A 20,492-nucleotide genomic window follows, 5' to 3' on the forward strand; every position below is an offset into this window, starting at 1 on the left:
CATTTCTGTATTAAATTTCGAATTTTCTCTTTAACAGTTGGATGCACCGAGGAGGACGATTTGTGGCCCCTGGTCCGTCTCTTCCAAAGCGAGCGTGATGTCATGACTGACATCCGCTAAATTTCCGTCAATCGCAAGCGCCAATCCGTCATAGTCTTTGACTTGATCACCGGTTTCGCCAGCCCCGAATCCGAGTCCAAAGCTCGGTCCGCAACAGCCTTGTCCGGCTTGATAGAGGCGAATGCCGGGTGCTTGTTCGTGTTTCACTTGTTCTTTCAGATACGTGACTGCTTCAGGTGTGATTTGCATAAAATTCATCCTTTCGAAAGTGCGAGTAGGTGATGATATCCGGAAACCGGTTCGGGTTGCCAGGCAACGACAGCCATCTGTTGGCTCAACCGGTCGACTTCTTCCAACCAAGGACGTTCTGCTTCCGCTTTGTGGCCGAGAATCGGATCACGGGTCGCTGTCGCGGCAAACGATTGATTGACGATCCAGGCCATCGGCTCAATCCCGGCACGCCGTAAATCTTCCTGCAGGCGGTCCGCTTCAAAGACGGGTGTCGCCTCCGCCAGTGTCGTAATGATGACATGCGTCCGGCTTGCGTCACGCAGCTGCGGTAATAATGATTTAACCGCTTCCGGAACGTCACCGGTCGCCCGTTCCATTTCCTGATGGTAACTTTCTGTCGCGTCGAGTAACAATAACGTATGACCCGTCGGTGCCGTATCGATGACGACGTATCGGTCGTTTGCCCGGGCAACCGTATCGGCAAAGGCGCGGAAGACGGCGATTTCTTCCGTACAAGGTGATTTTAAGTCTTCTGCTAACAAGGCGTGGGCTTCCTCCGTCAGTTCACCCGCCGCTGCGTAGACTTGGTCCGTATAACGTTCGATTTCAATTTTTGGATCAATCCGGCTGATTTCAAGATGCGGGTTTTCGTTCGTCTCAATCGTCAGTTCGAGGTGCGCCGCCGGGTCCGTCGTTGTCAAAACGACTTCATGTCCCCGCTCCGTCAAAGCAATCGCAATCATCGAGGCCATCGTCGTTTTTCCGACTCCGCCTTTCCCCATTGTCATGATGACACCTGGCCCTGCTGCATCCAGTTGATCGATTAAACGGGATAACGGCGGAACGTCGAGTTGCTCCCGCTCCATCGAGTCCGCTGGATGCTCCGCTTCCGTCAACCAGTTGCGGAGCTGGTCGACCCCAATCAAACTTGTTGGCGCATACGGCAAACTGAACAACGGCACTTCTCGTAAAAAAACATCCGGTAACGTCGCAAGCGCCTCCTGCTGACGATGCAGGAACGCTTGATAATAGGTGTCCTGGCTGATTGTCACCGGCAACATCCCATTGACAATCAAACGGGCATTTTGAATCCCGAGCGCACGCAGTTCTTGATAGGCGTGCGCTGCTTCAGTTAACGTCGAGGATTCCGCCCGGGCGACCAAGATCAAGGTCGTCTCCGCCGGGTCAGCCAACAGCTCCGTCGCTTGTTCATATTGTGTTTTTTTCTCCGTCAGTCCTGCCAGCGGACCGAGGCAGGACGTGCCGGTTGTGTTCTCATCGAGATAGACATTCCAGGCATTCGGCAGACTAAGCAGCCGTAATGTGTGTCCCGTCGGTGCCGTATCGAAAATGATGTGATCATACGTTTGTTTGGCGTCAGGCGCTGCCAACAACCCGGTAAATTGATCAAAAGCGGCGATTTCGACAGTACAGGCACCGGACAATTGTTCTTCCATCGACCGGACAGCCGGATCCGGCAGAATCCCCCGATACGGTCCGACGACTGCTTCCTTATAATCTGCTGCCGCTTGTTCCGGGTCAAAGTTTGCGACGAACAGGCGCTCGACCCCGGGAACAGCGGCCGGTTCTTCTGTCAGCTCCATCTTAAAGACATCCTGAAGATTGCTCGCCGGATCCGTCGAAACAAGTAACACCTGTTTCCCGAGGTCCGCCAGTTTAATCGCGAGAAGTGATGCCGTTGACGTCTTGCCAACGCCGCCTTTTCCAGTCAAAAACAAGTAACGGGTCAATTGTAAGCCATCCAGAGTTAACGGTTCCATCTTCGTCACGTCCTTATTTTAGAGTCAAGCGAACTTTCGGTTTTTGACCATCAACGACCGCAAAACTTTTTTCTTCCAGGCCTGTCAACTCCGCAATCTCCGCATTCGACAAGTAGCCGCGGCGACGGACGATTACACCGTCCACAAGTGTAATCGGTAACATGTCGACACCGTCCGTGATTGCCTCCTTGATTAATGAATTCGAAACGAATGCAGCCGGCTCATTCGCTAAATTAAACCGTTCGATCGGGTAGCCTTGTTGTTTCAAAGCATGGACGATCGTTGCCATCCGGGTCAGTTCCGGATCAATTGAAGGTCCACATAAACCGGTTGGGCAACACATCGCCGGATCATAAATCTCAATTTTCTTCATCTTCAATCAGCTCCTCTTCTTTATATAACCATTTAGTTATATATAATATAACCTTATCGTTATATGGAATGCAAGGGAAACTGTCCCCCATTGCCAAATAACCTCTCAGCAACTTTTGTTCGGAATCGTCGGTAATTCCATTGCGTTCAAAATCGTCAGCAGTAACTCATGCTGCGGGTGGTCCGGATTGATTCGAAAATGAATCCATTGCCGTTCACGCCGCTCCAGGATGATTTGCGACTGGCGTAATAATTTCAAGTGACGGCTGACGGCGGGTTGTGAAATATCGAACATCTCGACAAAATCACAGACGCAGTGTTCCCGGACGTGTAATCGCCGTAAAATTTCAAGGCGTGTTCCATCGCTGAGCAGTTTTAAGAACTGACTCATCTCGTCAACACGGTTCGTTGTCTCGATCATAGGTAGTCCTCCTTTCAATTTCAGTTACTTGTCTCTTCTTTGGCAAATCGTTGAATCCGTTCGCCGATTTGATCGCGGACCCGTTGGAAAACAGCCCATTGTTCGGATTCCGTCCCTGTTGCGCGTGCCGGATCATCAAATCCCCAATGTTCTTGTCGGACATGCGGAGGAATAACCGGACAATTATCACGTGCATCTCCGCACAAGGTGACAACGATGGTCGCCCGCTTCAAGAGATCCGGATCAATCAAATCGGACGTCTGCCCGGAAATGTCAATGTTTTGTTCCTGCATCGCCCGGACAGCTTTTGGATTTAAGCCATGTTGTTCGATTCCGGCCGAATGGACGTCCCAGTCCGGCAAATAGTGTTTCGCGAAGCCTTCCGCGATTTGGCTCCGGCATGAGTTTCCTGTACAAAGAAAATAAATTACTGGTCGTGTCATGATTAGCCCCCTCTGCTCTTTATATAACGATTGTATTATATAACGTATGGGTTATTCAATAGATTTAATCAATCTTTTGACTTCTTCTTTCTAACAATAATGTGTCTCGCCATCGAGCACCGTGCTTGGCGATTTTTTCGCGTTTTCCGACAATCGTGAATCCCGCTTGCTGTTGCATGGTCAGACTGGCTATGTTTTCCGGGAAGATGTGTGACTGCAGTGTCCAAATCCCGTTATTTTCAGCAAATTGAATCATATGTTGTAATAACAAACTCCCGTATCCCTTACCGCGCTCCGCCCGATCGACATAAAGACTCAGCTCTCTTACCCCCTTGTAGACGGGTCTTTCTGAAACGAACGTCATTTTGACCCAGCCCACGACGACGGTCTGTTCCTCGATCACGAACACGTCTGCTTTTTTCATCTGATGCCACCACTTCAGTTCATCAATTTCCGTTTCAAAAGTCGCATTCCCTTCTTCCACCCCTTGCAGATAAATATCGAAGAGCCGTTGCCGATCACCTGTATCTATTTTCCGGATCATCATTTCAAAACCTCCTCACGTGTTAGTAACTAGTTAAAAACAATTACTTGCAAATTGCAAGTTAAACCTTTATAACTAAGGTAATCAATCATAAGACAAAAGGAGAGGTTGCCCATGCAAGAATCCCGTGAAATTTTTCAAACGTTCACCCGTCGTTTTGGACTCCTGAATAAAAACTGTTGTTCTGTTCTGGATCAGGAGGTTTCGCTCGTCCAAAGCCATATTTTATTTGAAATTTCGAAGCATCCCGGATCAGCGATGCAGGAAATCGCCGACTTATTAGGTATGGACATCACGACGTTTAGTCGCCAAATCCAGACATTAATCAAACGGGAACTTGTTTTAAAATCCCCATCTTCCGAGGACCGCCGGATTCAATTACTTTTTTTAACTCCACTCGGCCAACAACTCACAGATGGAATCGATGCAGAAATGAACGGTCATCTCGAGGATATCTTTAAAAAGATGACTCCGTTTGAGAAAACTGCAGTCTTACAATCCATCACCTTGTTAAACGATGCCATGCTCAACAGTGATTCATGCTGCAAAACGATTTTTTAAAGGTTGTAAAATACAAATAAAGGAGCGTTTTTAATGAAAGTTCCATCTTTTTCTCATCCGATTTTCATCATCGGTGCCGGTCCGATCGGACTCGCTGCTGCTGCACACCTGTCTGAGCAAGGTCTTCCTTTTTCCCTTCTTGAAGCCGGTTCCGATATCGGAACGCATATTCAGACATGGTCGCATGTGAAGATGTTTTCAAATTGGGAATACAACATCGATCCTGTCGCTGCGGCCCAATTACGTCAGAGCGGGTGGGAGCATCCGGCAGTCGAGGCTTTTCCAACGGGTCATGATTTGCTGGAATACTATTTGCGCCCGCTCGCCGCCTTGCCGACTATTTCAGAAAATTTGTATCTAGCGCATCAGGTCATCTCGATTTCGCGTCAAGGAATCGATAAAATGACGACAACGAATCGGGAGCTGTCTCCGTTCGAAGTCATCGTTCAAACGCCAACGGGGCGACGCCGTTTTCTAGCCGCTGCTGTTTTAGACGCGACAGGTGTATGGGGACAACCTAACTCCATGTATAGTGCGGGGCATCCGCACGATCCGCTCATCGAACGCGTCACGCATACGATACCGAACTTCCAACAAGAAACAAATCGATACGCTAATCAGCGAATCGCAATCGTCGGCAGTGGACATTCCGCTCTGACGGCATTAATGAGTGCGGTGGCATTAAAAAAAGACTATCCAAAGACGGACATCCACTGGATTATCCGTAAAACAGACGTAGTCGAAGCGTTTGGCGGGGAAGCGAATGATCAGTTGGCTGAGCGGGGGCAACTGGGATCAACGGCACGTTCGTTAGTCGAGTCTGGTCTCGTCACTGTTCATTCCGGGTTTAAAGTCGCGGAAACCTCATCGACAAACGAGGACATTCTACTGCTCAGTACCGATCACCGACAGCTCACTGTACAGGAAGTCATCGTTTTGACCGGAAGCCGCCCTGACTTTTCATTTCTTCGCGAAATCCGGTTGGACGTGGACTCCGTTACCGAAAGTACCCGACAACTTGCTCCGTTGATTGATCCGAATCTGCATAGTTGTGGAACGGTGCGACCGCACGGCGAAGCTGAGTTAAGACAACCGGAGAAAAACTTCTACATCATTGGTTCCAAGAGTTATGGACGCGCGCCTACCTTTCTTTTAACGACCGGTTATGAACAAATCCGCTCGATCGTTGCGCATTTGACAGGAGATACGATAAGCGCAAAACAGATTCGGTTGAAGTTGCCGGAAACAGGTGTCTGTCGGGTTTCTACAACCGAAACATCATCCAGTTGTTGTTAGGATCCGTCTTACATTCTCAATTGGATACAACAGATGATTTCGGCACAACGAAGGGAGGTGGATTTGGTCCACCTCCCTTTTTAAATTTTAAAAATGACCGTATGTACAAGACGTTAACGGTTTTTTTATTCGTTTTTCTGGCATGAACAAAGTAAACGATCAAAAAATAAGCAAATAACGCCGAAAAATAAAAGGTGATGAATTTGTTCATTTCATCGGTACTCAGCCAAATTGCTTCATTGTAGATCCATTGTCCTGACGGCGTGATGACGACCGGATGTGTTGCGAGCGTTAAGCCGATCAACACAAACAAACAGACGCCGAGATCGTTTAACCAGACTTGGGTGCTGCCGTTCGGATTACGAAACATCCTTTCCCTCCTTTACCTTCGGCTTGTTTCGGCCATTTCCAACAGGATTCCTTCAGGTCCCCGGACATAACAGAGCCGATATGTTTCTCCAAACGGTTCAACCGGATGAATGATGGTATATCCCTGCCGTTCTATATGCCGAATCATTTCGTCAAGCGACTCGACATTAAGACAAAGATGCCGGAGTCCCGGTGAAGAAACTTCGTTAGGTGCCGGACGGGAATCAACCGGCGAATGATAGTGAACGAGTTCCAGCCAGGTTTCTCCATTCGGAATACCAAGTGCGACACACGATGTTTTCGCGTTACGCAAACCGGTTACCCGATCAAGTTGCGGGCCGGACGTCTCCCATTCCGCTTTTACAACAAACCCCAAACCGACAAAAAAATCTTTCGCTTTAGCGAGGTCCAAGACATTGATGCTGACATGGTCCATCCGGTTGATGTTCATATCCGGTTTTCCTGTTTACGTTGTTGTCGGCTCACCTGATAGGTCGGTTTTAATAATGAGAAGATTCGACCGTCATGCGACGTTCCGTCTTGGAACAGATAACCGCGTAAAATTCCTTCTTCTTCAAATCCGATTCGCTTCAACAGTTGGATCGAGGCTGTGTTTTCAAGGAACGTCACCGCTCCCATCCGGTACAATCCGAGCGTCTCGAACGCATATGCCAAGAATTCCTCAATTGCTTCCGCCGCATAGCCGCGCCGCCAGTGTGCCGGATCGAGTTCAAAGCCGATCTCCGCCTTTTTACTGTACAGGCTGAGATGATTCAGTCCGATGGTTCCGATGAACGTTCCGCTGTCACGAATGACCATCCCCCAGCGGATGCCTTGCCGGCTGTCGAACGTTTGTTTAAACGATTTGATGATATGCAGAGCATCCTCTTGTGCACGAAGCGGATCCATGCCGTAAAAACGTGTGACGTCCTCATTCGACAAGATGTGGAAAATGGCTGGCGCGTACTCGGAAGTTACCTCAACGAGCTGTAAACGTGTTGTGTCTAAAGTGGGAAAAGTCATTGATATTCCTCCAGTATCGTAAATAGTTGTGCTTCGATCCTCCTTACTTTAAATGTTTGAATTCGGACAGGTCATTAGTACTTGAAAAACCACTCAGTTCAACATTCCCTTGATCATTGAGTGAATACTCGTATTTAGCATCCGGTTCATTTTGAAAGACAACGGTTATAACATAGGGATTGACATGCTGATATCCTTCTTTTTGAAAGGGTACGGTCGAAATGGTCCACTTTTCGCCTGGAAACTCCTTCGCAAGATACGGTTTGACGGCTGTCACGTTTTCCTGAATCTGCGCCTTGATGTCTTCCTCATCCGGCTGGCTCATTAAAAAACTACCGAACATCAGACAGAGTACTCCTGCAGTCATCAAAGCCAGCATCCGTTTTTTTCCCGTCTTCACAAAACCGAACACGACAATCGGTAGCAGAATCAAACCGAATATCCCGTAAAGAATCCATTCAATGATTTCGTGTGGTCCCATATCCGTAACCTCCGTTTCTCTATCAATACTTATTACCGCTCCCTTTTCAAAATCCCTGCTTTTTCCATAAAAAACAGGCATCCTTTTTGGATACCTGTTTGACATCATCCTGTTTTGATCAAATGGATGATTTGTTTTGAAAGAATCAGAGTTTCATCATGTTTCCAGTTTGTTTGGTTTAAAGAGCGTGAGCGCTGTTTGGATAAAAATATCCGTCGCCTTTGAAGTATCTTTTTTATTACACACGGCCATTTGAATATTTCGAAATGTCTTCGGTGTGAGCTCACGCATAACGACCTGATCGGGTAACGTCCCGATGCTTTGTTTCGTCGTAATGGTCACCCCTAATCCTTCCTGGACCATACTTATTCCCGTCTCGAGCTGTTCCATTTCAAATCTGACTTTTGGAATCAGGTCATGTTCTTCGAATAGACTGTAGATGTGCTTTTCGACACCATCCTTGCCCATCAAAATAGATTGTTCTTTTAAATCAAGGATACTGACAGTTTCCTGAGTAGCCAATGGATGATTTGCTGGTAAAAGGACAATCAGTTGATCCACTGCAAGGGCAATCGTATCGAATTCTTGATCCGTCAAAGTGATGATTCCCACATCCACGCATTCTGTCCGTAGCCATTTTTTAATCTGATCGATTGTACCTTCCCACAGCTTAATCTCGAGTCCCGGATACTGTTCCTCCATCGTCCGAATGATCTTAGGCAAAAAACGTGTATAAGCGGTCCGGTAAACACCTACATGAACCTTCCCGATTTCTAATCCGCGTTCAGCCGCTACCAATTCATCTATCTTATGAAACTCACTGACGATTTTCCGAAGGATCACTAGGACCTGTTCGCCGACTTCCGTAAAAAACAACCCGTTCTTTTTATCTCGCTTAATCAGCTTGGTTCCTAGCTGTGCTTCAACCGAAGCGACAGTCCGACTGACCGCTGGTTGTGTCATATGCACGTGTTCTCCTGCTTTGGTAAAGCTTCCTGTCTCAGCAATCTGGATAATCAATTCAATTTGTGATCTGTTCATAACGTTTTTGGTATGCCCCCTATGACAAATATGCATTTTATTAATAAGTATAGCTACTGTACTATGAGTGAGTATTTCAAGCAAACAGAGATTTGCAAATACAGAAGTCTTAAACCGAGGTGTCGAGTATCATGTCAAACATATGGAAAATTTATTTGTTAGCAGCAATCAGTTTTTTGAATGGCACATCTGAATATGTCATTGCCGGTATTTTAGATAAAATCGCGGACACCAATTATATTTCCGTTTCTTCCGCCGGACAACTCATTACAGTCTTTTCAATTGCTTTCGGAGCGGGAACTCCTTTCCTGATCGCGATAACCGCACGATGGGAACGAAAGAAACTGCTCGTCTATGCGTTGACGGTCTTTTCCATCGTCAATGTGGGGATTGCCTTCTTATCAGGATACGATATGCTGATGGGCGCACGAATCCTTTCCGCTCTTTGTGCAGGGGTCATTCAAGTCACGTTGTTGACGCTTGCTGCCGTCTTGGCAGCCCCCGGAAAACAAGGAGGAGCGATTGCCACGGTCGTCATGGGGAATAGTACAGCTTTAGTCGCCGGCGTTCCGATTGGACGAGTCGTCGCTTCACATTACGAATGGAATACCATTTTCGTAGGTCTTGGTCTGATTGGATTACTGCTTGCCGGATTGGCGCTAGTCATGATTCCACAAACCAAGGCCGAAGAACCTGTGCCGTTGCGTGAACAATTTAAATTCTTCATGCAACCGCGAATCTCCGCTTATCTGCTCATCACGTTCCTTTGGCTAGGTTCGTATTCCGTCGTATTCACGTACATCTCTCCGTATTTCCTGGATGTCTTTCAAATGAGTAACCAGGGAGTAACGACGGCGCTGTTCCTATTCGGAATAGCAAGTGCCATCGGTTCTAAATTAGGCGGATTCGGAACCGACAAATGGGGATCGTTCCGTACGTTGGCTGGAAGCATGTTGCTTCATGCACTGGTCTTATTCCTGTTCCCGTTTATCGGACAATCAGCTTCCCTGTTCTACGTTTTACTAGTCTTTTGGGCACTGGCAGCCTGGTCTTCCGGAACGCCGATTCAATTCCGGCTCATTACGCTTGCGCCTTCAGCAGCAAGTATTGTGTTAAGTCTGCACAGCGCGTTCGGACAAATCGGGATGGCAGCAGGTGCCGGTGTTGGCGGAATTGCTGTCAAAAACAGCTTGTTGCATTACTTGCCATGGATCGGTGCTTTTACGCTCGCAGTTTCAGTCGTCGTCATTCTCATCGACAACAAGCTGTCGAAGTCGGTAGAGACGCGGCAAACAGCAGAACCATTCTATGCAGAGAAGTGAGTTTGACTCTTCTTTTAAAAAAACAAACGGTCTGAATTCTGTCGAAAAGAATTCAGACCGTTTGTTTTTTGTTTTTTAGTCAGATGAACAGATACGACTTACACTTGAAAACGGATTGATAAGCGTTTTAAGTCCTCTGCCATCGTCGCCAGTGATTGCGATGCGGATGAGATTTCTTCCATCGAAGCCATCTGTTCTTCCGTCGAAGCCGAGATGTTTTCCGTTCCGGCGGCTGTACTTTCCGTCACCGATTGAATCTCCCGCATGATGGCCGCAATCTGTTCGCTGCCGGCCGCCATTTCCTGAACCGCGCCGGACACTTCTTCGACTTGTCCTGTCACGTCGCTGATTGAACGTTCAATTGCCTCGAACGAAGCACTCGCTTCGCCGGCGACTTGAATACCATTTGTCATTTCCGTCGTCACCTTTTCCATCGAAACGACGGATTGTTCCGTCTCCCGCTGAATGACTTGAATCAGACCCTCGATTTGTTTCGCGGCGAGAGCGGATTGCTCAGCAAGCGTCTTGACTTCCGCTGCAACAACGGCGAATCCGCGTCCTTGTTCACCGGCACGGGCCGCTTCAATCGCTGCATTCAGCGCCAACAGATTAGTTTGCGCCGCAATGCCGGTGATGGAATCGGTAATTTGTCCGATTTCCTGTGACCGGTTGCCGAGTCCGACAATAACTTGACCAAGTTCCGTAAAGTCCGTGTTGATCCGTTCCATCTGTTGACCCAGCTGTTGGACGACTCGACCGCCATGGGTGACTTTGTCCATCGCGTTGCCTGTCGCGTCAGTCATCTGTTGGGCATTCCCGGCGACCTGACTGACACCGGACGTTAAGTCCTGGACGGTCCGTGATGCACCCGAAACTTGGTTTAACTGTTGACTGGCCCCGCTTGCGATTTCTTCCATCGTCACGGCGACCATTTCCGTTGCTTTTGTCGTCGCTTCCGCATTCGTGCTCAATTCATCCGACGCTGTCGCAACATGTTTCGACGTATCCGTCATTTCGATGATGACATGGTGGAGTTGCTCCGTCATCGTGTTGAATGATGTCGTCAATTGACCGAGTTCGTCTTTTGAGACGTAATCACCGCGGACCGTTAAGTCACCGTCACCCGACTGCTTCATCCAGCCTTGGAGTGAGCGAATCGGTTGTGTAATCAGACGCGTGATGTAGAGTGCGAGACCCGCGAATAACAATAACGCGAGGAGGAAAATTCCGAGCATGATATAAAAGGCCGTCTGCTTTTCCTGCTGGTTCAATGCATTGATGTCTTTGGATTGCTTTGTCATCGACATCATCAAGCTTTTCGCTGTATCGGCCACTTCATCCCGTGTTTTCTCAAGACTTTCCGAATAGACGCGGTAGCCTTCTTCTTTATCACCCTGTGTGATCAGATCCTGAATCGTACTCAAGCCGTTATCGTATCCAAGGACACTGTCCTTTAAATTCTCGACTTGTTTTTCTGATTGTTTCGTCGGTACAGACGTGCGTTCGAATTTGTTGAGGGAAGAACGGATTTGTGCTTGCCGTTGATCGATTTGCGCCCCCAGTTCTTCGACCCGGGCCGGATCTTTCGTCAACATCATCTCGACGAGGAACGAATCAAGTGCCCGCGTATCAATCCGGATTTGCGCCACTTCCTGGACCGGAATCAAATTTTCCTGGTACATCGCCTGCGAGGCGTTCGACATCTGATTTAAAAAATAGAGTCCTGCACTGGCTAATAAAATCATCGCGACAATGGCTGTCGCAATCAACAACTGAATCTTTTTACGTACCGATAAATTTTTCATTATGTAGACCCCTCCCGTCTGTTTATCGGTCAATTCCATAAATGATTCAGTCTTTTTTTCATTTTTCATTTTCCGGATGTGTTGCACCGAGCCGTGGATTACGACAGTGTGCGCCAGATTCGATATAATCAGAATCATACAGAAACAAAAGGAGTGAACGCTGTGCAGTCTGTCTCAAACGAAATTACGCAGTTCCGTGGCACGCACTATGAGTTCGGCCGCGAACAGGGCCGTTACGTCAAACGCAACGAACTGCTTCATAACCGCGAAGATAACTGGAAAATCCGGGTTCCCCGTTTCCAGGTCGATCCGGTCGAAACAAAAGAGATGTTTCTCCGCTATGCGCCATATATTTGGGATGAGTTACTCGGTTTACAGGACGAACTCGAATTATCGCTCGCCGATACATTACTTCATTTTGGCCATTACCGCGTCGAAGGACCAAACAGTGGCTGTTCGATCATGACGGGTGATAATTTTCTCGTCCGCAATTATGATTATCATCCGATGACGTATGACGGACGTTTCTCCGTCTTTCAACCGACGGACGGTGGTTCCGCGATCATCGGCCCGGCGTCCCGCGTTACCGGACGAATGGACGGGATGAACGAACATGGTCTCGCGATGGGCTACAACTTTATCAACCGGCGTCGTCCGGGCGACGGCTTCGTCAGTTTCATGATCGGGCGAATCATCCTCGAGACATGTACGTCGGTCGAAGACGCGATCTCACTTGTCAAAGAGATGCCGCACCGCGGATCCTTCAGTTATGTCGTTCATGACCGGTCGAACCGCTCATTTGTCATCGAGGCGACAGCCCGCGACATCGAAGTCCGGGAGACGAATCTCTGTACGAATCATTTTGATTTGCTGCAACACGAAAACCGGTTCCACCTCGACGATTCGAAACGCCGGATGATGGAACTGAAGACGCACCAGCATTTGATCCAGGATGCAGAATCAGCCTTCCGTCTGTTGAACGACTCCGATAAAGGGGTGTTCTCTGACCTGTACAGTCACTGGGCCGGTACGATCCATACATCAGCCTATTTCCCATCCGACATGAAAGTCTGGTTCGCCCTCGGTGGCGATCAGGAACCGGTTGAATTCGACTTTAAAGACTGGCTGGCCGGGAACGACTTTACGTCAAGCCATATCCATGGCGAACTGGAAACCGATATTCAATTCGCCAATACCCTTCAGACGTGGCGCTGAACACAGTAAAACACCTCTGGTGGTCCGGAAAACGGATCACAGAGGTGTTTCTTTGTCAGTTCAAGGTTTTCGTCATATGTAAATCTGTCGTCAGGAATCCCGTCGTTTCATAGAGGTGAATCGCCCGCGTGTTATGCGCAAAGACATGTAATTTGATTTTTTTTATGTTCATCCGCCGGGCGACCTGCTCAAGTACTTCCATCGCTTGCCGTCCATACCCTTTCCCTTGATGACCCGCTTCGATTTTAAAATCAAAGATAAAGGCGGTTCGTCCGTGCGTCGTTTCGCTTACTTGAAACCAGATCATACCGACGGGTGGCTGTTCTGCGTCATCCAAAATCGAAAACAGGTAATGCTGTTTCGTCTGAATCCCGTCCGGCAATAGTTGCCCGTACTCCGCTGTCGAGCGGTCAACGGCCTCCACCTCTGCCCATGTTCCGGCCTTGACCTTTTCCTGCGCGTACTCTTGGATGGCTTCCGGTAAGTATGCAGCATAGGCCGCTTCTGTCATTTTTATGAATTGAATCATTCCATGGCACCTCCTGCTTTAATTCACTTGCTGATTTTGTACGGTTGATACGTGCATACCGGACCAGTCTTTTGCAAGCATCGCGTAAACGGCAATATCATGATACGCCCCGTACAAGATCTCTCCGTCACGTAAAATCCCTTCTTGCTGAAAACCTAAACGCTCCGGTATCTTCCGGCTTCGGGTATTATTGACCGCGCATTCGATGATGACTCGGTTCAAGTCGAGCGTCGTAAAACAATAGTTGGTGATGAAAGCAACGACGGTCGTCATCAATCCTTTGCCGCGACCGTTCCCGGTTAAGTAATACCCGATCGAGGTTTGGCGTAACTTCTGATTGATTTCGTGTAAGGCGATTGTCCCGACAAGTTCGCCCTCAAAATAAATTCCGCAGGCAAATCCATTGCCGTTCGCATAATCCGTTAACCACATCGGAATAATCTCGTCCCGGTACCCATCCGGTCCAGTCGTACCGTCGACCCAACCGAGCCATTCCCGTAAGTGTTCCCGGTTCGCGTCAATCAACCTATACAGCGGATCGGCGTCCTGGCGTTCGATTAATTTTAAACTCAATTGATCGGTAATATGGTGCATGAACATCTATCTTCACTCCTTATGTAACGTCTAAAGTTATACTTTAGACGTCGACGCTCAAAATACCTGCTTGAGAATCTGTTGTTGGCTCGATTGCGACAAATTTTTATGAATGACCTGTTTGGGTTTAGTCGTTAACGCCTGATCGAGGAAGTTCGCTTGCGACCGTTCGCCGATGACAATGATTTGCTCCCAACCGAGCGAACGGTTCAGTTTTTCGACTTCTCCCGACAGTTCCCGGTAAAAGCGTTCCGCCTGTTTTTCGACCCGGTCCCGGAAATCATCCGTCTGATTACTGCTCGAAGCGCCACTCCGGCTGCTCCGTCCCTGATAACGGCGCCATTGTCCGGTATCAAGATCCAGTTCGTAGTCGTGTGTCTCCTCGACTTCTCCAAGCCGGACGTCAAGAACGGTTGCCGAATCGAGATGCGTCAGCACGATACCCGTCCGTGGAAACTGTTGATCGAGGACTTCCAGTTGATTGAGATTCGGTTTGGTATAATAACTGATTTCATCCGTCACATCGAGTTGCAGGAAATAGACTTCCTGCAAGGAATCATCGCTTGAGACAAAGGCAACGATACTGCGCAGCAAACTCGTACGCTGATTGTTGATCGCCTGCTCGAGTTTCGAAAAGACGGCTTCGACGGCTTGTTGATCTTCCTGTTCCGTCAAGAGACGTTTCTTTTCATTCCTCAGAATCGTCTCCCACTGGTTCCGTTTATCCGGAGCCGTACTGAGATACACCGACAACACGTGTGTCGAACCATCAAATCCTTTCAAGCGTTTGATATCTTCTCCTAGACCCATCTGAATAACCTCCTGTTAGTAGATGAATGACGCTAAAATACCGGTGATGAAGACGGATGTGATCGTGACCGTCGAAAATCCGGCAACGACCATTTTCGGTAAAATCTCATCTTCAATAATCTGGACCTCGTCTTCCGTCTCCCCGATATTTTTAGCCGCCTCCTGACTGAGAATCAATGTACCCGGAAAACCATATAGTGACGTCAAACCGATTGCGATCGCCATCGAATAGGAATATCCGAGGAACTTCCCGGCAAGCATCGCAAACAACACGATTCCAAGCACACCGAGGATAAAAGCAATCAGCAGCGGCACAAACAGTTCGACGAGATCCGCAAATGAAGTCGTTGCGAGGGGTCCAAAGATGATCAACAGAATCGCAAGCATCATCAACCCGTAGGCATCGATTCCGTTTAAGACGTTTGGCTTCAACACACCGGTCGCCCGCAAGGCAATCCCGAGCAATAAAGCGATGACAAATGTATTGAGCCAGCCGTTCGTCAAACTGCTGAGGAACGACGAGACGATGACGACGACACCGACGACGAACAACGTTCCAGCCGTCGTCTGGAACGGTTCCGGTAAAATCGTCTGTTTCTCGGATGCTTTTTCCGGATCAAGGGTGGCTTTTTTCGTGATGCTGCCATCACGGACCCCGTCCCGGATCCGTAACGCTTCCTTGCGCAGGATGACCGATGTCAGCGGAAAACCGATCAATCCTTGTAAGGCGGCAATCAAGACCGGAAAGACGGCAACTGAAATCAATCCGGCGTTCAGTGCCTGTTCCTGAACGATGATGACGGAAATTGTTCCGCCGCTGACCGCGGCAATCGCGCTGAGGACATAGTTCGTATCAAGAAACAGCCGTCCGATCGTAAAGAGCAACACACTGATCCCGATGACGGCTGAGACCCCGATCAAAAACGTTTTCCACTGCCGTTTGAATTCATCGAGGCTGATGAGTGTCCCAAGGTGAACGATGATCATCCCGACGACCGTTTGCCCAAGTGGTAATAAGGACGACGTCGGTAGGAGGTCTTCCGGAAACAGATTGGTTTTAAAGCCGATTAAAAAAATAATCGAAGCGACAAATAAGGAAGATAATAAGGCCTTTGTTTTTTTCGAGATATAATCACTAACCGTCCAGATGAGCATGATAATTGTAAAGGCGATGATCGGTTGCATACAGGTTCCTCCCTTTTAGACGACAGGTTGTAGCAAAAACCGGGACCATGAACATCGGTAATAGGACGAACAATGTTATTAAGCTGACGATGAAGGAAAAGGAAAATATAATGGGGGAAAGTGACTACTGTCGCTGCGAAGAATCATGAATTGATTAGGAATGACTGCAGAGAAGACAGCGATGATCATACGAAAAATGGTTAGAGGTTAATCTATGATTACCCCTTTTTTGTCTCAGTTAACGAATAGGATTGAAATAAGAATCTATTTTTCGGAATTTTCAAACTATATTCACAAGTTTCAGGGAAAGGATACAGCATATGGTTCATTTTCGAGGGAGGAGATACTCTTGTCCGGATTGATTTCCAATCGTTCCTTTCGTATCGGTCTGTTCATCCTACTCGTTCTCGGCATCATTTATATGGCGCGACAGGTCGACTTTCTTTTTTATCCGTTGTTTGTTCTGTTTACAACGATCTTCACTCCGTTCATCGTCGCCGGTATTCTGTTTTATCTATCCGTCGGTTTCGTCGATTCACTGGAACGTCGGTTGCGCTCGCGCAAGCTGGCTATTTTCATCGTCCTCGTCTTATTACTAATCATCGTCACGGTATTTCTGTTGACCTTATTTCCGCTCATCACGAAACAACTGTTTGCCTTCATCCATGCGGTTCCTGGGTTCGCTGAACGGCTCTACCGCCAGTCCTTGTCCCTCTACGCCAAGTACGGGGCATCGATTCCATCGCTCGACAATCAGTTTTCAACCGTCGACGGCTCAATGAAAAGTGCGACCACCCTTCTCGGAAACGTCTTTTCTTCAATCGCCGGTTCCCTCGTTTGGCTGATCCGGCTGATTGCGTCGACCGTCTTTACGTTATTCATCGCCGTTTTTTTATACGTCTTCATGCTGGTTGACGGAAAGAAATTGCCGAACGCGCTCGTTCAGTTCATTCCGATCAGTTACCGAAACGAAGCCCTCTTGATTCTAAAAGACATGAACGGGACGATTCGCTCGTACGTCCGGGCACAGCTGATTGTCTGTTCCTTCGTCGGCACTCTTGCGACACTCGTTCTTTGGTGGCTCGATGTCCCTTACTTCCTGCCGCTTGGTCTGTTCATCTTCGCGACAAACATCATTCCGTACCTCGGGCCGTTTCTCGGTGCCGCACCGGCTGTACTGATCGGTTTTTTAGATGAACCGATTAAAGGATTATACGTCGTCATCGGTATCACGATCGTCCAGCAGCTCGATGCCAATGTAATCTCACCGCTTGTCCAAGGAAAATCCCTGAAGGTCCATCCGATTACGATTACGGTCGTACTGCTTGTCGCCGGTCAACTGGCAGGGATTCTCGGGATGTTGCTGGCCGTTCCGTTTTACGCCGTCGCAAAAGTCACGGTCCTTAACATCATTAAACTGGCCCGACTCCGCAAGACCGCGTTACGGACGGACAAACCAGTTCCGGATCGTGTCCCGGAAAACCCAACCTAATACACCGGTCAGAATCAGCAGCCCGGGTAACAAAATCACACCGCCATGGGTTGCCCACCACACGGAAAAACGGTTCAGCAGACCGTAGGCGCCGAGACGGTTGACGAGAATCGTCCAAAGTAAACTGTAAACACCGGTTCCGGCAAGCGTCACGAGCACATACGGACGGAACGGATAGGCAAGTAAACCCGCCATGTAGTGAATCGGACGCCGGACGCCCGGCAGGAAAAACGACATCGCGATAGCAACCGTTCCTTTTTCCTGTAAGATGGCTTCCGCCTTCGCCAGATGTTTATTCGTCAACGCCTTTTGAAAGAGAGGGAGTTCCCGAAAGAATCGCGGAATGCCGTAAAACAGATTAAAACAGACGAAACTGGCCGACCAGACCAGCAGAAAAATCACGACGGGGGTCTGATCCTGCCGGAGCCAACTGCTGATTTGGCGGATCACCAACAAATCATCCGAAATCGGGATGAATAAAATACTCGAGATGAACCGGATCCATTCCGAAACCATATGTTTTCCCTCCCGTCGAAGTCATTCTTTCTGAAAACGAGGTGTTCGTATTGATGGACTATACCCTAATCTTGACGATTTTGCTCTACGTCGTGTTACTTGCTAACGTCGCTGCGGCGATTGCCATCCTGTTTTTTGAGCGGCGTGACATCAGTGCGACCTGGGCTTGGCTGATGATTCTGTTTTTCCTGCCTATCATCGGCTTTTTGATTTACTTACTGTTCGGTCGGTCCTTAAAGCAGGACTCCTTTTATCACATTCCGGAAGATCGCCGGATTACACGCGAACAACAACTGACGCTCCAATCCAATGATCCGGTCGCCCCGGAAGCACCGCTTCATCCATACCGGAAGTTGATTCAGGCGAACCGGACGGCAGGTGCGCTGTTGACGGAAGCAACAGACATCCGGACGCTGTTCGACGGTCATCAAAAATTCGATACGTTACTCGCTGACATACAGAGTGCGCAGGTCGAAATCAACATCCAGTACTTCATCTTAAAACGTGATCCGCTCGGTGACCGGTTATTGACCGCTTTATTTGAACAGGCCAAACGCGGTGTCAAAGTCCGGATTCTTTACGACGCAGTCGGCTCCTGGAAGCTGAAAGCGAAGGATTTTGCGGCGTTCAAACAAGACGGTGGTGAAGTCCGGTCGTTTTTCCCGTCGCCGCTCGGCATCTTCAATCTGCGGATCAACAACCGTAATCACCGGAAACTCTGCACGATTGACCGGCAAATCGGCTACATCGGCGGTTTTAACGTCGGCTCGGAATACCTCGGAGAAGACGAACAGTTCGGCTACTGGCGTGATACCCATCTTCGGGTTCTCGGCCCCGTCGTCGAGGAACTCGAATTTCACTTTGAACAGGACTGGGATGCTGCGAGCAAAGAGCGGACCGATTGGTCGACGGCACCGATTCCACCGCACACCGCGGCGACGGATCATGTACCGGTTCAAATCGTGACGTCCGGACCGACGTCCGAGACGGAGTACTTGAAAAACATGCTGATTCAGATGATTCACTCCGCGGAAAAATCGGTTTACATCCAGTCGCCCTACTTCATTCCGGACGCCAGTTTCATGGATGCCTGTCAGATTGCGCTTGCTTCCGGCGTCTCGCTCAAAATCATGATTCCGAACCAGCCGGATCATCCGTTTGTCTACTGGGCGACGTACGCGGCGGTCGGTGAACTGATTCAACACGGGGCGGAAGTTTACACGTACGAGATCGGCTTCATGCATGCGAAGACGATCGTCGTCGACGGAAAAATCGCCTCCGTCGGGACAACGAACATCGATGCGCGAAGCTTCCGGTTAAACTTCGAGATGAATGCGATAATCTATGATCCGGCGATTGCCGAGGAACTCGAGCTGCTCTTTTTGTCGGACGTCGCCGACAGTGCCTTATTGACCCGGGAAAAATACGCCGCCCGTCCACGGATGATTCGCTTTAAGGAAAGTATTTCGCGACTGTTGTCACCGATTTTATGATGTTTTATAATAAATGTAAAAAAAGGTATAATTATGGATATATAATTTGAAGTGATAAACAAACAGAATCTCATTCATTAATAAACTCATTTATCACTAAACATACTCATTTTGAATCATTTTGAGTATGTTTAGCGTTTTTGACTATATTTAATGCATTCATTTTCCGGATAAACATGTTCATTTGCTGTAAAAATGAACATATTTACTACTATCAAGTTTCGGTACTTTCATTTTTTAAACAAGGGAGGTAGACAGATGAAGATAAAACAGATAGAGGCTGTTTTTCTCGATCGTGATGGCACCATCGGGGGCGGCTCGACAATCCACTATCCGGGGGAATTTAAACTTTTTCTATACACGGCTTCAACACTCGATCGTTTAAAGCGAGATCAGATCAAAGTATTTTCGTTTACGAATCAACCCGGTATTTCAAAAGGATTGGCTACGGTCCGTGACTTTCAGCACGAATTAACCGGGTTTGGTTTTGATGATGTGTACATATGCCCTCACAGTCCTCATGCAGACTGTCTGTGCCGTAAGCCTGCCATCGGTATGTTACGCGAAGCACAGCAGATGCATCATTTGAATCTAAAAAACTGTGTCGTCATCGGCGACCGATGGACAGATATGCTTGCAGCAGCTGAAGCAGGTTGTATCAAAATCTTAGTGCGGACAGGTGCAGGCGAAGCATCACTGCACGATCATCAGCAAGAAATAAAAAATCTTTCGATTGATTACGTTGCTCGGGATTTGTCAGATGCCGTCCACTGGTTGTATGAGCAGCATACATGAGTCGTCTGTTGTCTTTCGTAAGAAACTATTCTTTCTAAAAAGAAGGCGTACCATGACAAGTCCAAGGCACTCACTTTCCGCCGGTGCCGTCGTCCTCGACGCAGAACAAAACA

At 48.3% G+C, this 20,492-nt stretch carries 24 protein-coding genes; 7 read left to right on the forward strand and 17 right to left on the reverse strand.

Annotated features, from left to right (window positions below):
• Nucleotides 1-30: 30 nt before the first annotated feature.
• From R7V76_RS12920 to R7V76_RS12945, 6 genes are all read right to left on the reverse strand, one after another.
• The gene (locus tag R7V76_RS12920; RefSeq protein ID WP_318092966.1) at nt 31-309 is read right to left on the reverse strand and encodes an adhesin; all 279 of its coding nucleotides are present in this window, start codon (nt 307-309) and stop codon (nt 31-33) included.
• A 5-nt stretch (nt 310-314) separates the two neighbouring features.
• Nucleotides 315-2,072, reverse strand: coding sequence for an arsenical pump-driving ATPase (gene arsA, locus R7V76_RS12925; RefSeq protein WP_318092968.1), 1,758 nt, complete (start codon nt 2,070-2,072; stop codon nt 315-317).
• A gap of 13 nt (nt 2,073-2,085) precedes the next feature.
• The gene (gene arsD / locus R7V76_RS12930) at nt 2,086-2,445 is read right to left on the reverse strand and encodes an arsenite efflux transporter metallochaperone ArsD (protein ID WP_318092970.1); all 360 of its coding nucleotides are present in this window, start codon (nt 2,443-2,445) and stop codon (nt 2,086-2,088) included.
• A 105-nt stretch (nt 2,446-2,550) separates the two neighbouring features.
• Nucleotides 2,551-2,865 (reverse strand): ArsR/SmtB family transcription factor, encoded by a 315-nt coding sequence (locus R7V76_RS12935; protein ID WP_318092972.1) that lies wholly within the window; start codon nt 2,863-2,865, stop codon nt 2,551-2,553.
• 20 nt (nt 2,866-2,885) lie between these two features.
• Complete coding sequence (gene arsC / locus R7V76_RS12940) at nt 2,886-3,308, reverse strand: arsenate reductase (thioredoxin) (protein WP_318092974.1); 423 nt, start codon at nt 3,306-3,308, stop codon at nt 2,886-2,888.
• Nucleotides 3,309-3,372: 64 nt separating this feature from the next.
• Nucleotides 3,373-3,855 (reverse strand): GNAT family N-acetyltransferase, encoded by a 483-nt coding sequence (locus R7V76_RS12945; RefSeq protein ID WP_318092976.1) that lies wholly within the window; start codon nt 3,853-3,855, stop codon nt 3,373-3,375.
• 111 nt (nt 3,856-3,966) lie between these two features.
• On the opposite strand from R7V76_RS12945, the gene R7V76_RS12950 reads away from it, so the two are divergent.
• Nucleotides 3,967-4,413, forward strand: a complete 447-nt coding sequence (locus R7V76_RS12950; protein ID WP_318092978.1) for a MarR family winged helix-turn-helix transcriptional regulator — start codon at nt 3,967-3,969, stop codon at nt 4,411-4,413.
• Between the two features lie 33 nt (nt 4,414-4,446).
• Nucleotides 4,447-5,709, forward strand: coding sequence for an NAD(P)-binding domain-containing protein (locus R7V76_RS12955; RefSeq protein WP_318092980.1), 1,263 nt, complete (start codon nt 4,447-4,449; stop codon nt 5,707-5,709).
• Nucleotides 5,710-5,725: 16 nt separating this feature from the next.
• Here the strand turns inward: R7V76_RS12955 and R7V76_RS12960 are convergent, their stop codons facing one another.
• The 5 genes from R7V76_RS12960 to R7V76_RS12980 form a co-directional block, all read right to left on the reverse strand.
• The gene (locus R7V76_RS12960) at nt 5,726-6,079 is read right to left on the reverse strand and encodes a hypothetical protein (RefSeq protein ID WP_318092982.1); all 354 of its coding nucleotides are present in this window, start codon (nt 6,077-6,079) and stop codon (nt 5,726-5,728) included.
• A 12-nt stretch (nt 6,080-6,091) separates the two neighbouring features.
• Nucleotides 6,092-6,529, reverse strand: a complete 438-nt coding sequence (locus R7V76_RS12965) for a VOC family protein (protein WP_318092984.1) — start codon at nt 6,527-6,529, stop codon at nt 6,092-6,094.
• Entirely contained in the window at nt 6,526-7,101 is a 576-nt protein-coding gene (locus R7V76_RS12970) for a GNAT family N-acetyltransferase (RefSeq protein ID WP_318092985.1), read from the reverse strand. The genes R7V76_RS12965 and R7V76_RS12970 overlap by 4 nt, the downstream gene beginning before the upstream one ends.
• A gap of 43 nt (nt 7,102-7,144) precedes the next feature.
• Complete coding sequence (locus R7V76_RS12975) at nt 7,145-7,582, reverse strand: DUF1634 domain-containing protein (protein WP_318092987.1); 438 nt, start codon at nt 7,580-7,582, stop codon at nt 7,145-7,147.
• Nucleotides 7,583-7,738: 156 nt separating this feature from the next.
• Nucleotides 7,739-8,623: a LysR family transcriptional regulator gene (locus tag R7V76_RS12980; protein WP_318092988.1), complete on the reverse strand. Its 885-nt coding sequence runs from the start codon at nt 8,621-8,623 to the stop codon at nt 7,739-7,741.
• 131 nt (nt 8,624-8,754) lie between these two features.
• Between R7V76_RS12980 and R7V76_RS12985 the strand changes: the two genes are divergently transcribed.
• Entirely contained in the window at nt 8,755-9,945 is a 1,191-nt protein-coding gene (locus tag R7V76_RS12985) for an MFS transporter (RefSeq protein ID WP_318092989.1), read from the forward strand.
• A 98-nt stretch (nt 9,946-10,043) separates the two neighbouring features.
• Here R7V76_RS12985 and R7V76_RS12990 read toward each other — a convergent pair whose 3' ends face one another.
• On the reverse strand, nt 10,044-11,750 hold the full coding sequence (locus R7V76_RS12990) for a methyl-accepting chemotaxis protein (RefSeq protein WP_318092991.1): 1,707 nt from the start codon (nt 11,748-11,750) through the stop codon (nt 10,044-10,046).
• Nucleotides 11,751-11,912: 162 nt separating this feature from the next.
• On the opposite strand from R7V76_RS12990, the gene R7V76_RS12995 reads away from it, so the two are divergent.
• Nucleotides 11,913-12,965, forward strand: a complete 1,053-nt coding sequence (locus tag R7V76_RS12995; protein ID WP_318092993.1) for a C45 family peptidase — start codon at nt 11,913-11,915, stop codon at nt 12,963-12,965.
• 55 nt (nt 12,966-13,020) lie between these two features.
• Here R7V76_RS12995 and R7V76_RS13000 read toward each other — a convergent pair whose 3' ends face one another.
• The 4 genes from R7V76_RS13000 to R7V76_RS13015 are packed head-to-tail and all read right to left on the reverse strand — an operon-like array spanning nt 13,021 to nt 16,083.
• Complete coding sequence (locus R7V76_RS13000; protein WP_318092995.1) at nt 13,021-13,494, reverse strand: GNAT family N-acetyltransferase; 474 nt, start codon at nt 13,492-13,494, stop codon at nt 13,021-13,023.
• An 18-nt stretch (nt 13,495-13,512) separates the two neighbouring features.
• On the reverse strand, nt 13,513-14,094 hold the full coding sequence (locus tag R7V76_RS13005) for a GNAT family N-acetyltransferase (RefSeq protein WP_318092996.1): 582 nt from the start codon (nt 14,092-14,094) through the stop codon (nt 13,513-13,515).
• 51 nt (nt 14,095-14,145) lie between these two features.
• Complete coding sequence (locus tag R7V76_RS13010) at nt 14,146-14,898, reverse strand: VLRF1 family aeRF1-type release factor (protein ID WP_318092997.1); 753 nt, start codon at nt 14,896-14,898, stop codon at nt 14,146-14,148.
• Nucleotides 14,899-14,913: 15 nt separating this feature from the next.
• Nucleotides 14,914-16,083: a hypothetical protein gene (locus tag R7V76_RS13015; protein WP_318092998.1), complete on the reverse strand. Its 1,170-nt coding sequence runs from the start codon at nt 16,081-16,083 to the stop codon at nt 14,914-14,916.
• 349 nt (nt 16,084-16,432) lie between these two features.
• Between R7V76_RS13015 and R7V76_RS13020 the strand changes: the two genes are divergently transcribed.
• The gene (locus R7V76_RS13020; RefSeq protein ID WP_318093000.1) at nt 16,433-17,575 is read left to right on the forward strand and encodes an AI-2E family transporter; all 1,143 of its coding nucleotides are present in this window, start codon (nt 16,433-16,435) and stop codon (nt 17,573-17,575) included.
• On the opposite strand, the gene R7V76_RS13025 is transcribed toward R7V76_RS13020, so the two are convergent.
• Nucleotides 17,525-18,091, reverse strand: coding sequence for a DedA family protein (locus tag R7V76_RS13025; protein WP_318093002.1), 567 nt, complete (start codon nt 18,089-18,091; stop codon nt 17,525-17,527). The genes R7V76_RS13020 and R7V76_RS13025 overlap by 51 nt on opposite strands.
• Nucleotides 18,092-18,144: 53 nt before the next feature.
• Between R7V76_RS13025 and cls the strand changes: the two genes are divergently transcribed.
• Together cls and R7V76_RS13035 are read left to right on the forward strand one after the other, a co-directional pair.
• Complete coding sequence (gene cls, locus R7V76_RS13030) at nt 18,145-19,584, forward strand: cardiolipin synthase (RefSeq protein WP_318093004.1); 1,440 nt, start codon at nt 18,145-18,147, stop codon at nt 19,582-19,584.
• 195 nt (nt 19,585-19,779) lie between these two features.
• Complete coding sequence (locus tag R7V76_RS13035) at nt 19,780-20,379, forward strand: HAD-IIIA family hydrolase (protein WP_318093006.1); 600 nt, start codon at nt 19,780-19,782, stop codon at nt 20,377-20,379.
• Nucleotides 20,380-20,492 lie beyond the last annotated feature (113 nt).

The organism is Exiguobacterium artemiae, assembly GCF_033342815.1.
Classification (GTDB): Bacteria; Bacillota; Bacilli; order Exiguobacteriales; family Exiguobacteriaceae; genus Exiguobacterium_A; species Exiguobacterium_A artemiae_A.

What these genes read in the sequence shown, in the direction of transcription:
- R7V76_RS13005 (WP_318092996.1), bottom strand. Translation starts at nt 14,094, where the DNA reads ATGTTCATGCACCATATTACCGATCAATTGAGTTTAAAATTAATCGAA.
- cls (WP_318093004.1), top strand. Translation starts at nt 18,145, where the DNA reads ATGGACTATACCCTAATCTTGACGATTTTGCTCTACGTCGTGTTACTT.
- arsD (WP_318092970.1), bottom strand. Translation starts at nt 2,445, where the DNA reads ATGAAGAAAATTGAGATTTATGATCCGGCGATGTGTTGCCCAACCGGT.
- R7V76_RS12985 (WP_318092989.1), top strand. Translation starts at nt 8,755, where the DNA reads ATGTCAAACATATGGAAAATTTATTTGTTAGCAGCAATCAGTTTTTTG.
- R7V76_RS12950 (WP_318092978.1), top strand. Translation starts at nt 3,967, where the DNA reads ATGCAAGAATCCCGTGAAATTTTTCAAACGTTCACCCGTCGTTTTGGA.
- R7V76_RS12945 (WP_318092976.1), bottom strand. Translation starts at nt 3,855, where the DNA reads ATGATGATCCGGAAAATAGATACAGGTGATCGGCAACGGCTCTTCGAT.
- R7V76_RS13010 (WP_318092997.1), bottom strand. Translation starts at nt 14,898, where the DNA reads ATGGGTCTAGGAGAAGATATCAAACGCTTGAAAGGATTTGATGGTTCG.
- R7V76_RS12960 (WP_318092982.1), bottom strand. Translation starts at nt 6,079, where the DNA reads ATGTTTCGTAATCCGAACGGCAGCACCCAAGTCTGGTTAAACGATCTC.
- R7V76_RS12955 (WP_318092980.1), top strand. Translation starts at nt 4,447, where the DNA reads ATGAAAGTTCCATCTTTTTCTCATCCGATTTTCATCATCGGTGCCGGT.
- R7V76_RS12980 (WP_318092988.1), bottom strand. Translation starts at nt 8,623, where the DNA reads ATGAACAGATCACAAATTGAATTGATTATCCAGATTGCTGAGACAGGA.
- R7V76_RS13000 (WP_318092995.1), bottom strand. Translation starts at nt 13,494, where the DNA reads ATGATTCAATTCATAAAAATGACAGAAGCGGCCTATGCTGCATACTTA.
- R7V76_RS12975 (WP_318092987.1), bottom strand. Translation starts at nt 7,582, where the DNA reads ATGGGACCACACGAAATCATTGAATGGATTCTTTACGGGATATTCGGT.
- R7V76_RS13025 (WP_318093002.1), bottom strand. Translation starts at nt 18,091, where the DNA reads ATGGTTTCGGAATGGATCCGGTTCATCTCGAGTATTTTATTCATCCCG.
- R7V76_RS13015 (WP_318092998.1), bottom strand. Translation starts at nt 16,083, where the DNA reads ATGCAACCGATCATCGCCTTTACAATTATCATGCTCATCTGGACGGTT.
- R7V76_RS12970 (WP_318092985.1), bottom strand. Translation starts at nt 7,101, where the DNA reads ATGACTTTTCCCACTTTAGACACAACACGTTTACAGCTCGTTGAGGTA.
- arsC (WP_318092974.1), bottom strand. Translation starts at nt 3,308, where the DNA reads ATGACACGACCAGTAATTTATTTTCTTTGTACAGGAAACTCATGCCGG.
- R7V76_RS12920 (WP_318092966.1), bottom strand. Translation starts at nt 309, where the DNA reads ATGCAAATCACACCTGAAGCAGTCACGTATCTGAAAGAACAAGTGAAA.
- arsA (WP_318092968.1), bottom strand. Translation starts at nt 2,072, where the DNA reads ATGGAACCGTTAACTCTGGATGGCTTACAATTGACCCGTTACTTGTTT.
- R7V76_RS12990 (WP_318092991.1), bottom strand. Translation starts at nt 11,750, where the DNA reads ATGAAAAATTTATCGGTACGTAAAAAGATTCAGTTGTTGATTGCGACA.
- R7V76_RS13035 (WP_318093006.1), top strand. Translation starts at nt 19,780, where the DNA reads ATGAACATATTTACTACTATCAAGTTTCGGTACTTTCATTTTTTAAAC.
- R7V76_RS12935 (WP_318092972.1), bottom strand. Translation starts at nt 2,865, where the DNA reads ATGATCGAGACAACGAACCGTGTTGACGAGATGAGTCAGTTCTTAAAA.
- R7V76_RS12965 (WP_318092984.1), bottom strand. Translation starts at nt 6,529, where the DNA reads ATGAACATCAACCGGATGGACCATGTCAGCATCAATGTCTTGGACCTC.